Raw genomic sequence first — 12,093 nt, 5'->3', positions numbered from 1 at the left:
GATGCCGGAACAGCTCGAGGCCGAGCCCGTCACTGCCGCGGAGATCTTCGGTGACCGCATCGATGTCGCGCGGAGGTTCACGGCGAACCTGGCGGCGCACGGCGAAGAACGGGGACTGATCGGTCCGCTGGAAGTGCCACGTCTGTGGACGCGACACATCCTCAACAGCGCGATCACGGCACCGTTCTTCAAGGGAGCTGCGGTCGACGTCGGATCGGGAGCGGGGTTGCCCGGGCTCGTGCTGGCGATCGCGAGACCTGACGTCGAGTGGACGCTCATCGAGCCGATGGAGCGCCGGACCGCCTGGTTGTCGGAGCAGGTCGCCGAGCTCGAACTCGACAACGTGAGCGTCGAGCGCATGCGCGGTGAGGAGTGGGCTCGAGGGCGCGTCTTCGACGTCGCCACGGCGCGCGCGGTGAGCGCGTTGCGTACTCTCTTTGCGTACACCGCTCCCCTGGTGCGTCCTGGCGGACGACTCGTCTTCCTGAAGGGCGCGAATGTGGGTCGAGAGATCGATGCCGCTGCCAAGCAGATCCGGCAGTACGGACTGCAGGACGTGTCGGTAGAGGTCGTCGGAGAGGGTGTTTTAGAGGAACCGACGCGGGTGTTCCTCGCTACCGTCAGCCGGTAGGTCGTCGCGCATGTAAACATGCGATGCCCCCGTCGACCTCAGCGTCGTGGCGTTTTCCCGCATTCGGGCGTGACGGATGAAGTTCACTCTTTGCCTTTGTCTCGCGAAAGACTGGACCCTTGTGCCGTGTGGTGTTCACGACGTCCCGCGCCGCTCCCCTGAACCGGCCGCGGGTTGCGGAGGTGCGGGTGGGCGCAGAAGCTCTTCGTTGATGGATGCCGCGCCCTCAGCTGATGTACGGAGGTTGCCACTGCGACGCCGGCAACAGCGGTCCGGTTGTCATCGGTGATGATCCCGGCCGCTGGGGATCGATTGCGCGTAGTCGGTACGTACTTCCGTGCGTGCGTAAGGCGGGCGTTACTTGCGGTTCAGGTGTGGCACACCGGTGTTCGGAGGTGCGCGTTTGATCACGCCATGGTGCTGGATTCCCATAGCGGCGGTGTTGGGCGCCTCGGCTTGGTCGCGGAGTGGACGCCGGCAAGGGGGCGAGGCCTCCGCGCCGGCCGGTCCCCCACCGTCCGCGGCAGGTGGTCCACTTCGAACCCCCGCTTGAGGTGCCGCGGTGGTCGCGCGTCTGCGTGCCGGCAAGGTGTGCGGGAACGTCTCCATGCTCGAGGTTCGCCTCTCGTCGGGTACGCACAGTGGCCGCACGCCACCGTGGCCCGTGACGGGGAAGGGCGGTGAGTGTGGCGTCGGGCTCCTCGTCTTCACGGCCTCTATTTCTCGCGCCTCATGTTTCACGTGGAACGCCTGACCGGGTACGGCACGTCCTTGTATCGGGACGGTACTGGACTGGTCGACACGCGCTGCCGGCCCTGATAACCAAGGGTGAGGCGGAGGGGCACTTGGGTTTGCGGAATCGCTCTGCGTGGTTTCTATCCGTGGTTCACCGTGACAAGGGGTCCCCGCTCGGATCCTGGACCGGAGGTCCGGGACGAGGCGACACCGCACGGCAGCTATTGCGATGCGGAAGTGCCCGCGCTCGGATCCCGGACCTGAGGCGCGGGATGAAGCGACCCCGTACGGCAGCGAATGCGATGCGGAAGTGCCCGCGCGTCCCAGAGGGGCCATCGCCGTGCATTTTTAGTCGGTCTAGCGTTTAACGTGAAACATGGCCGCTGAGACGGGGTCGACTGATCTCGCAGATCCGTTCGCGGTCAGGTCGCGGGGTACGGACTGTCCTAGGTCGGTGAGTCAGAAGGGTTCCCTAAACGTTCCCGTCGCGTGTAAGCATTCACCCATGCTCGCGCCGGGCGAAAGGGGCGTCACCGAAGCGATGGGGCGCGATGTCGAGGTGCGACTGAGCTCGCGCCTCGGGATCCGTGGGGTGTCGGCGTCTCACATGGCGTCCTCCGCTGCTGACGCGGTTGCGCAGGCGCGAGCGAGTGCAGATCCCGCCGGGCAAGCTGCTCCATACGATCCGCCGAGGTGTCGCGCCTACTTCCATCTCGTCCTGTTGGGCATGAGTGGACCTGGGGATGCGAGTCGAACAGCTAGCGGTCGATTGTGCTCCGCCGCTGCCGGGCGCGTGGGATGCGCGCGCAAAGTACGGGTTGAATACGCCGAATGTCGACGCGGACGGAGAACCTGCAGCCAATCAGCCGGCCTCGCAGTGGGCTACTCGATGGCAGCCGACCTTTGAGAGGTAGGGCTGTACCTCGACACTCGGCTTGCCTGAGGGTGGGTGCATGACGGCTAACTCCGCGAGCGGAGACGCCACGGCGCTCCCCTGCCTCGGGGGCGTCTCCGAGGCGCTCGCTCACGGCTGTCCGCGAAGAGGCGCATCTCAATCCTCGCCTCGAGCGACGACTCGCGACGACGTCGTCGCCGGCTCTAGCATCTAGTCATCGGGTACACGCTGTCGGTTCGCGCAGCTGCCTGGCCCGATGGATCACTTTCGGGAGATGAACGGATCATGTTTCACGTGAAACATGCCTCGTCCGCGCCGCTACGAGGCGGCGGGCTACGGCGGCAATCTCCGCGAAGATGGACGACGCTCGCGGTCAGTTCGACGGATGATCGGGTTTCCCGATCTGCGTTGGCGGTTAATGGCGCGGATCCGGGATGGCACGGGTGGCTCGCGATTCGAAGCGGGGGTGCGGGTGTGCAGGATCCGTCGTGATCCTTGACCACATCACAGGCCGAATCGACACATTCGAGGAAGGTGTGAGGCGCCCCAGACCCTTTCGCGCAGCTAGTGGACGCCATCGACACTCGGGCTGCAAATGACGCTGGGCGCTGTCATTGTCAGTGAGGCTGAGGTGTGGCAGATGTACGCCGGCGCCGTCGTCCGTTTGCGCTGCATCACCCCCAATGCGGAAGTCGCCTCTCGCGCAGGACGATCGCGCATCGGCGACAGGGCTTGCCCCGGAACACCGCGATGCTTCCGCTGGCCGAGAGGCCGGGCGGTGCTCCGGGTCTGATCCGGGCCAGCCGTGCTCACCCGATCGAACTAGATAGGTGCGAGATTCCGCGCGTTCGGTGTTTCACGTGAAACGGACGCCGTCCGCTCACCCGGCGCGTACGGACACCTCATACCGGACCCGCACAGCGTGCGGCAGTCGATAGCCGTCCTCTCGGTATCGACTCCCGAGGGGCAGCGTTGCCCGCCCGCGGAGCGGTTGCTACAGACGTTGAGGAGACCTACGCAGCCGGAGGCAGTTCTCACCGCATGCCCGGCGGAGTCGCCCTCTCGAGGAGACCTCTCGGCCCGTCATTCGGGACGCGGAGCCCGCAGTGTTTCACGTGAAACATCGCAAGGTCTCCCGTGAGTGGGAGTGAGTGCAATTCAAGTCCCGCTCCTCGGGTCCGCCTCCCAACCGTGCTCGTGTACACAACTCGTCTCATTGTTGCTCGTCGATCTTCAGGACCCACATGGTTGCCATCTGGGCGGGCGCTTACGTCTGCGCCTGAGGACTTCCGGCGTTCAGGCGGCCGTCCTGAATGGCGTACATGAACTGGAGCGAATCAGGACCTCCGCTCCTGGCAAGGATGCGAGGCCGCAATGGGTAGGACGACGGGGTAGAGAGCCTCATCAACTTGCCGGTGGTTCAGCGGATCCCGGGACTATCCCGCGTCGGATGAGAGGCGGTCGTTGGTGGTCATGGGGACCCAAAGTTGCCGTGGGGCGATGTGCCCACACTCTGGCAAAGCGCCGTCAATCTGTCGAAGCGGGCCTCACGCGAGCTTCCGGATGAAGGTGACCGAGCCAAGGTCAAGGCTCGCGCGCGCCGGCAATGTTTCACGTGAAACGGCGCGCGGCAGTCGAGGTGGCGATGCGCCCAGAACGTGAAGCGGCCGATAAGCAACCCCTGTCCGGTTAGACAGGTGTTGCGCGGACTGACACTCGATCTCAGCGCCGACAGGATCATCTCGCCCGAACCGAACTGAGCTCGGCGCCCACCCATTCGCCATCTCTGTACATCCCTACCGCATCCGCGAGTACTGCGCCTCTGCTGAACTGACCCACGACATGGCACGATTTCCATGAGCTCAGCATCCGTCCGTGCGCAGGCCGGACCGCCGCAAGCGATGTCAGACGGCACGGGTAGACTGGGCACGTCCGCCAAAGGTGAGAGGTGTTTCACGTGAAACAATCCGGTGAGGCATCTTCGTCCTTCTCGCTCGACGACTCCCCGATCGCTCGTGAGATTGCCGATCTGTCCGCGCGACGGCGTGCGCTCGAAGTTAAGGACGTCAAACTCTCTGGTCGTACCCGCGTGTTCACGGTGTCGAACCAGAAAGGTGGAGTCGGCAAGACGACGACCGCGGTCAACATGGCGGCCGCTCTGGTATCGGTGGGCGCGCGCGTCCTGGTCATCGACCTCGACCCCCAGGGCAATGCCTCCACCGCCCTCGGTGTGGCTCACAACGCCGAGACGCCGAGCGTCTATGACGTTCTCATCAACGACGTTCCGCTTGTCGACATCATCCAGACGAGCCCTGAGTCCCCCGCGCTGCTGTGCGCACCCAGTACGATCCATCTCGCCGGCGCCGAAATCGAACTCGTCTCTCAGGTGGCCCGTGAGCACCGCCTACGGGGCGCCCTCCGTGAATACCTGGAGATCGAAGACAACCACCTGGACTTCGTGATCATCGACTGCCCGCCGTCGCTCGGTCTTCTCACGATCAACGCCTTCACGGCTGCCGATGAAGTCATGATTCCCATCCAGTGCGAGTATTACGCGCTCGAGGGGCTCAGCCAGTTGCTCGGCAGCGTGCAGATGATTCAGAAGCACCTCAACCCGAAGCTTCATGTCTCGACCATTCTGCTGACGATGTACGACGGTCGCACGCGGCTTGCGCAGCAGGTGGCTGAAGAGGTTCGCTCGCATTTCTCCCACGAGGTGCTGAACACCGTCATCCCCCGCTCCGTCCGTGTCTCTGAAGCGCCGAGCTTCGGGCAGACGGTCATCGCCTACGATGGCCAGTCGGCGGGCGCCATCGCCTACCGCGAAGCCGCTGTCGAAATCGTCGCTCGCGACACCACCGAAAAGGATTCCTGATGGCTAAGAGGACCGGACTGGGTCGTGGTATCGGTGCGCTGATCCCCACCGCCGAACCGTCGGAGGCGCGCCCCGTCGACGTGTTCTTCCCGGGTGCGTCGGCATCCGAGAAGGAGAAGGCGTCGGCGACCGCCGACGCCGCACCAGACGCTGACGCTCAGCTCGTCTCCGTCCCGGGCGCACGCCTCGTGCATGTCGACCCCGCAGCGATCGTGCCCAATCCGCGTCAGCCGCGCACGCACTTCGATTCTGACGACCTTGCCGAGCTGGTGCACTCCGTCCGTGAGTTCGGCGTGCTCCAACCCGTGGTCGTTCGCGACAAGGGCGACGGGACGTATGAGCTCATCATGGGCGAGCGTCGCACGCGCGCGGCTCGCGAAGCCGGCCTCGCCACGATTCCCGCGGTCGTCCGGGAGACCGAAGACGAGTACCTCCTTCGTGACGCACTCCTCGAGAACCTGCACCGGTCTCAGCTCAACCCTCTCGAAGAGGCTTCCGCGTATCAACAGCTCCTCGAGGACTTCGGCATCACGCAGGAGGAACTGGCGACGCGGATCGGACGCTCGCGTCCCCAGATCAGCAACACCATCCGTCTTTTGAAGCTGCCAGTGCCGGTGCAGCAGCGCGTTGCCGCCGGTGTCTTGAGCGCGGGTCACGCTCGCGCCATTCTGTCGCTCGACGACCCCCGTGAGATGCAGAAGCTCGCGGACAAGATCGTGAACGAAGATCTGTCGGTGCGCGCCGCCGAGGCGGCGGCGAAGATGCCCGGGGTGGTGCCCGTTCGCCAGAAGCCGAGGTCCGGTGCTCGTCAAGCGGGCCTCGACCAGATCGCCGATCGACTCGGAGATCGGTTCGACACGAAGGTCCGCGTGTCTCTCAGTGCAAAAAAAGGCCAGATCAGCATTGATTTCGCCTCGATTCAGGATCTCAATCGCATCCTGTCGACCCTGGGAGAAGACGGCTACACCGGCTGATCACACTCCGACACGGGTCGTTGTCGCCGTGGCGCGTCCGATCGTGGACCTCGGTGTCGGCGGCCCGACGTACGCTGGAATGGTGACAGCGAACGACGACACCCTGCGCCGCCGCGCCAGCCTCGAGCTGCTGCGCGCGGAGGCGTCCGACGAGCTGGCCGTGCTCATCCACGAGCGTCTGCGCGGTGGCGAAGACCCCTGGGACTTCATGGAAGACCTGCCGAGTGTCGACGAGCTCGTGGTACTCACTCTGCGCGCCGAGAACATCGCCGAGAACGGGGGCCAGCGCCCCAACCGGTCGCGCAACTACCGCGTGCTACGGCAGATCTCCCTCGACTACCCGCCCCTCACACGCGCTGTGTGGCGCATTCTGGGCGACGAAGAGCCGCACCGCCGCTGGGACGCCAGCGTGCGGCTCGACGCGTCCTGACGGCCGCTCAGCGCGCTGCGAGCGTCTGGCGTGACGTCACGGTCGGCCGGTGCGAGGGTCCGGCACGGTGCGGTGGCGCCGAGCCTCGGCATCCGGAGCCAGATCCCGTCGCCGATGCGACCCGACCGGAGACGCAGGGCGGCGCCGAAGCCCCGAGAACGACGAAAGCCCCGGTCCGTGAGGACGCGGGGCTTTCGTGAGGATGTCTCAGCCGAGGAACGGAGCGAGATCCTGCTCCAGCGCGAACTTTGGCTTCGCGCCGATGATCGTGGTCTTGACCTCGCCGCCCTGGAACACCTTCATGGCGGGGATCGAGGTGATCTGGTACTTCATCGCGAGGTCGGGGTTCTCGTCGACGTTGAGCTTGAGGACCGTGATCTTGCCCGCGTTCTCGTTCTGGATCTCATCGAGGACGGGCGCGACCATGCGACACGGTCCGCACCACTCGGCCCAGAAGTCCACGAGCACGGGTCCGTCGGCCTGCAGGACGTCCTGCTCGAACGTGGCAGAGGTCGTCGCCTTGGCAGTCATTGCATATCTCCTTAGATGAAAGCTTCAGTGGGTGAAAACGCCGGTGAGCCTCGATTTGTTCCTCAGACGACCGCGACGTCGGGGAGACCCTCGATGGGGCTCTCCGAGACGGCGGGTTCGCCCGCCTCGCCGCGCGCGGCGAGGAAGTGCTCCACGTCGAGGGCGGCGACGGTGCCACTGCCCGCAGCGGTGATCGCCTGGCGGTAGGTGGGGTCGATGACGTCGCCGGCGGCGAACACGCCCGGGACGGAGGTACGCGACGAGCGTCCGTCGACCCAGATGGTGCCCTGGTCGGTGAGCTGCAGCTTGTCGTGCACCAGGTGCGTGCGCGGGTCGTTGCCGATCGCGACGAACAGACCGTCGAGGGGCAACTCGTGCGTCGTGTCATCGACGGTCGAACGCAGACGTACGCCGTTGACGGCGTCGTCACCGAGGATCTCGTCGACGGCGCTGTTCCAGATGAACTCGATCTTGGGGTTCGCGAACGCGCGCTCCTGCATGATCTTGGAGGCGCGCAAGGAGTCCTTGCGGTGGATCACGTAGACCTTGGACGCGAACTTGGTGAGGAAGTTCGCCTCTTCCATCGCCGAGTCACCACCGCCCACGACAGCGATGGTGCGGTCGCGGAAGAAGAAACCGTCGCACGTGGCGCACCATGAGACGCCGCGCCCGGAGAGGCGCTCTTCACCCTCGAGGCCCAGCTTGCGGTAGGCCGATCCCGTGGCGTAGATGACCGTCACGGCCTCTTCCACCTTGCCGCTGCCCAGCGTGATCGTCTTGACGGGGCCCTCGAGGTCGAGCGACACGACGTCGTCGTAGAGCACCTGGGCGCCGAAGCGCTCGGCCTGCGCCTGCATCTTGGCCATGAGGTCGGGACCCTGGATGCCGTCGGGGAAACCGGGGAAATTCTCGACCTCGGTCGTGTTCATGAGATCGCCGCCGGCTTCGACGGAGCTCGCGACGACGAGGGGTTCGAGGTTGGCTCGGGCAGCGTAGATGGCGGCGGTGTAGCCGGCCGGGCCCGATCCGATGATGATGACGTGACGCACGTTTGCGCCTTCCTCTCGTTGATTCCGTCGGATGAAACCCATGCTAGCCGCGGGGTATTCCACGACCGCAGGGCTAGCGCTTGGGGAGGAGTCGCCGGGCGAGTGTGAGCGCGGGGGCGAGTTCGGGCGTGCGGAACGCGGCGAGGATGCCGACGTACACGGCCAGCACGACCGAGCCCAGGACGGCGGCTCCGAGGGCACCGGTCAGGGCGCTGCCGGTCGTCCATCCGTCGACGCCGCCCAACAGCAGCCAGACCCCGTAGCCGGCCGCGGCGGAGGGGATCGCCGCGAGCGTGAAGCGGCCGAGCGCGAGCAGCCACGAGGCGGTGCCGATGCCGTCCAGGCGGCGATGGAGGAGGACGGTCGCGATGACGACCTGGACGATGCTGGCCACCGACTGTGTCAGCGCGACCCCGGCCGCGAGCTCACTGCGTTCGAAGGCGGCGCCCGCCAGGAGAGCGCCCGCGGCGACGAGGGCGCACTGCACGAGCGTGAAGTAGAAGGGCGTCTTCGTGTCGTTGTACGCGTAGAACGTGCGCTGCACGACGAATAGCACGGCGAGGGGCACCAGACACAGCAGGAAGCACAGCAGCACAGGAGCGGCGGCAGCCGCCTCCTCGGCGCTGTTGGTGAAGATGCGGGTGGCCGGCACGGCGGCGACGGCGAGGGCAGCCGTCGAGGCGACGATGAAGAAGCCGAGCGTGCGGATGCTGCTCGCGATGTCGCGGCGCACCTCGCCGTCGCGGCCGGCGGCGGCGTGCTCGCTGAGCTGCGTGAAGTACGGGGTGCCGATCGACATCACGATGATCGAGTACGGCAGCATGAAGAGCAGCCACGCGTTCTGCGTGGCGAAGATGGCCGGGTCGTTCCCCGAGGCGCCTGACAGGACGTTGGACTGCACGATGCCGGCCAGCTGTCCCGCCACGACCATCAGGAACGTCCACCCCGCCAGACGCCCGATGTGGCGGAGTCCGACACCCTTCCACTGGAAGTCGGGACGAAGAGCCAGGCCCGCGCGTCGCCAGAAGAACAGCAGCACGAGCGTCTGCACCACGATGCCGGCGGTCGCCGTTCCCGCCAGGAGGGCGATCATGCTCGGTGTCCACGCGGAGACGGCGCCCTGGGGACCGTTGAAGACGAGGATGAAGAGCCCGAAGCCCGCAATCGACACGACGTTGTTGACGATCGGTGCCCAGGTGTAGGGACCGAACACCCGCCGCGCGTTCAAGATCTCGCCCAGCAACGCGTAGAGGCCGTAGAAGAAGATCTGAGGCAGGCACCAGTACGCGAACGCCGTCGACAGCGCCAGCTGGTCGGGCGCGAACTTGCTGGCGTACACCTGCACGAGCAGAGGGGCCGCGATCATCGCCAGAGCCGTGGCACCCAGCAGCCCCGCGGTGCCGAGGGTGAACAGCTTCGAGATGAAGGCCTGACCACCGTCGGCATGGGCGGCGGCCTTGACGATCTGCGGCACGACGACGGCGGTCAGCAGACCGGTCGAGATGATCGCGAAGATGTTGTTCGGCAGCTGGTTCGCCACGGCGAAGGCATCACCGGCTCCGCTGAACGATCCGATCGCGGCGACGAGCACGATGGTGCGCAGCAGCCCGCTCACGCGGGAGACGATCGTCCCCGCTCCGATGAGCACACTCGCCCGTCCGATACTGCTCACGGGCGGATCTCCTGTTCGTCGGGTGCGGTCTCGTCCGCGGACTCGGCGGGGCTGCGCCCGTCGTCATCCGGACCCTTCACGCCGATGCCGTCGACGGGGGTGTCGGCATCCAGAGCCGGGGTCGACTCGTCTTCTGCGCGCGTTCGACGGCGACGCGCGATGGTCCGCACGACACCGAGACCGAGGAAGCCCACCACGAGTACGACGATGACGATCAGTCCGATGCTCTCCCACTCGGCGCGCACCTCGACGTCGACCCGCTGCGGGGTCCCGACCGGCTGGTCGGTGGGGCTGTAGAGCTGCAGATCGACGCTGACCTCGCCGTTGGCGATACGTGCCTCGACGGGCACCTCGACGCGGGTGTTGGCCGCGGCCTGCGCCTCCACCGTCGTGCGGTCCTGCACGCGCAGACGCGCGTCGTTCGGGCTGACGTCGAGCACCACCGTGACGGGCCACGGGAGGTCGTTGCGCACCCAGGGCCGCAGCGGAGCGCTGGAGCTGACGAGGCGGAAGTCGGAGGAGAGGATGCCGACGGAGTCGAGCGTCGTCTGCGTACCGGCACGGTGGTCGGCGACGGCTTGTCGGGCGGGGTCGCCCGTCCACGAGACGCTGATGACCTGCAGCATCTCGGCGCGTTCGCGGCCGGTGAGCAACTCGGGTTCATCCAGGATCGTCGCGAAACGGTCGACGGACTGCTCGTCGGCGAGCAGGTCGCCCACCTCGGTCGCCCGTGTCGGATCGACCGTGGGAGCGACGAGCGAGATCTCGGATGCCGGTCGGTCCGAGACCTCCGCGAGCGTGGACGTCGCGAACCCCGGCGCAGTCGAGAGCAGGCCGAGCGTCGCGCGCAGACTCACGCGCGAGCGGTCGGTGCCACGGTCGAGCACGGCGAGGACGGGCTGGTCGCCGGCGGAGCTGCGCGCGACCGCCAGGTACCCCTGCGCGGCGGCCAGCGACGCGCTGCGGCGCGTGGCGTCGTTCTGACCGGCGGCGGCGGCGAGCACCCGAGAGACCTCGGCGTCGTACACCGGGGTCGAAACGCCCGCGACGGAGGCGGCGGCGACGCGGGAACCGCCGGCCACGCTCGTCGACGCGGTCAGGACGCGGGTGGGTTCCTCGGGGGTTCCCTGGGCGCCGAGAGCCGCCACCGTCTCGGGCCCGGCCGACCCCGTGGCCGGCCAGAAGACGTTCGACGTCGCCGAGCCGATGTCGAGCAATGTCTCGAGCGTCGGAAAACTCGGCTGTCCTGGGCTCGCGGAAGGGGCGGGCGCGGGACTCGAGACTGCCGACACCGCGGGCGCCGGGCCGGTGAAATCCGATCCCGTCATGTAGGACTGCAGTGACGTCGGGCCCAGCGGGGCGCTCAGCCCGGCCTGCAGCTGCGCGGCGATGTCGGCATCGCCGAACTGCAGCGCGAACCTGTCGTTCGGCAGCGCGAGCAGTCGCTGCAGCCAGGCCACCGCGGTGGGCGGTGCGGCGGAGCCGAGGACCCGGATCGCGGCCGGTATGGCCGGGTCGATGGCGAGGGTCGCGGCGGTGCCGTCGACGGCGTCGAGCTGGGCCGACAGTGCTCCGTCGACCGCCGTCAGCTCCGCCAGTTCGTTTCCGGTCAGCAGACCCCGCGTCAGGGGGGCCGCGGTGATGGGCACCACGAGCGCGATCGGGGTGGAGGGACCGTCGGTCGGGACGACGACGACGCTCGGTGCCGTCAGGCCCGCCGCCGACACGAGCACCGGGTAGACCCCCGCACCGCGCCCGGCGAGGGCCGGATCGGTCGCGGGGACGCTCAGCGTGACCGAGCTCTGGGCGCCGGAGGCGGTGGCATCCACTGTTCCCGTCGCGACCTGCTGCAGGGTCTGTCCCGACGAGTCGCCCCCGAGCCAGCGGTCGAGCGAGGCGTCGTCGCCCAGGGAAGTCGAGCCGATCGAGAGGGCGACGGGTGTCGCGGGGGAGGAGAGGGATCCCGCCGACACCGTGACCACGACCGACAGGGGGTCGCCGGGACGCAGGATGCCGTTCGCCGCGGGGGCCGCCGACAGCGCGGAGGCGACCGTCGAGGGCGAGGGAGAAGGCTCAGGGGACGCTGCCCACGCGGCGGCCGACGGAAGCGTCACACCGAGTGCGAGCGCGCCGGCGGCAAGGGTCGCCAGCAGCCGGCGCGCGAGGGGGCGCCGTAGCACGGGAGAGCCCGAAGGCGGGGAGGTCACGGTCATACGAGCGTCGGTGGCACGAGGGGGCCTCGCATCGCGATGAGTCTAGGCCCGCGTGCCTTGAAGCCCCCCGATAGCCTCGCGCAGACGC

Annotated in this window: 8 protein-coding genes; 4 read left to right on the top strand and 4 right to left on the bottom strand. The window is 67.3% G+C overall.

Features of this window, described 5'->3' with window-relative positions; all coding sequences use genetic code 11:
• Position 1: 1 nt before the first annotated feature.
• From rsmG to QRO03_RS06330, 4 genes are all read left to right on the top strand, one after another.
• A complete protein-coding gene (gene rsmG, locus QRO03_RS06345; RefSeq protein ID WP_285136680.1) occupies positions 2-631 on the top strand; it encodes a 16S rRNA (guanine(527)-N(7))-methyltransferase RsmG in 630 nt (209 codons plus the stop codon).
• Positions 632-4,209: 3,578 nt separating this feature from the next.
• Positions 4,210-5,136 carry a ParA family protein gene (locus tag QRO03_RS06340; protein WP_285136679.1) on the top strand — a complete coding sequence of 309 codons (927 nt, stop codon included), beginning with the start codon at positions 4,210-4,212 and terminating at the stop codon, positions 5,134-5,136.
• A complete protein-coding gene (locus tag QRO03_RS06335) occupies positions 5,136-6,110 on the top strand; it encodes a ParB/RepB/Spo0J family partition protein (protein ID WP_285136678.1) in 975 nt (324 codons plus the stop codon). Before QRO03_RS06340 ends, QRO03_RS06335 begins: the two co-directional genes overlap by 1 nt.
• A gap of 82 nt (positions 6,111-6,192) precedes the next feature.
• Positions 6,193-6,540, top strand: coding sequence for a tryptophan synthase subunit alpha (locus QRO03_RS06330; RefSeq protein ID WP_425488142.1), 348 nt, complete (start codon positions 6,193-6,195; stop codon positions 6,538-6,540).
• Positions 6,541-6,747: 207 nt separating this feature from the next.
• On the opposite strand, the gene trxA is transcribed toward QRO03_RS06330, so the two are convergent.
• From trxA to QRO03_RS06310, 4 genes are all read right to left on the bottom strand, one after another.
• A complete protein-coding gene (gene trxA / locus QRO03_RS06325) occupies positions 6,748-7,071 on the bottom strand; it encodes a thioredoxin (protein WP_055952687.1) in 324 nt (107 codons plus the stop codon).
• Between the two features lie 62 nt (positions 7,072-7,133).
• Positions 7,134-8,120, bottom strand: coding sequence for a thioredoxin-disulfide reductase (trxB, locus tag QRO03_RS06320; protein WP_285136677.1), 987 nt, complete (start codon positions 8,118-8,120; stop codon positions 7,134-7,136).
• Between the two features lie 73 nt (positions 8,121-8,193).
• Entirely contained in the window at positions 8,194-9,792 is a 1,599-nt protein-coding gene (gene murJ / locus QRO03_RS06315) for a murein biosynthesis integral membrane protein MurJ (protein ID WP_285136676.1), read from the bottom strand.
• Positions 9,789-11,999 (bottom strand): DUF6049 family protein, encoded by a 2,211-nt coding sequence (locus tag QRO03_RS06310; protein WP_285136675.1) that lies wholly within the window; start codon positions 11,997-11,999, stop codon positions 9,789-9,791. Before QRO03_RS06310 ends, murJ begins: the two co-directional genes overlap by 4 nt.
• Positions 12,000-12,093 lie beyond the last annotated feature (94 nt).

The sequence above is a fragment of the Microbacterium sp. lyk4-40-TSB-66 genome (genome assembly GCF_030209475.1).
Taxonomy (GTDB): Bacteria; Actinomycetota; Actinomycetes; order Actinomycetales; family Microbacteriaceae; genus Microbacterium.
This window is presented reverse-complemented; position numbering and strand designations above follow the sequence as displayed.

Coding starts and splice junctions, on each gene's coding strand:
- rsmG (WP_285136680.1), top strand. CDS start 2: ATGCCGGAACAGCTCGAGGCCGAGCCCGTCACTGCCGCGGAGATCTTC.
- QRO03_RS06335 (WP_285136678.1), top strand. CDS start 5,136: ATGGCTAAGAGGACCGGACTGGGTCGTGGTATCGGTGCGCTGATCCCC.
- trxA (WP_055952687.1), bottom strand. CDS start 7,071: ATGACTGCCAAGGCGACGACCTCTGCCACGTTCGAGCAGGACGTCCTG.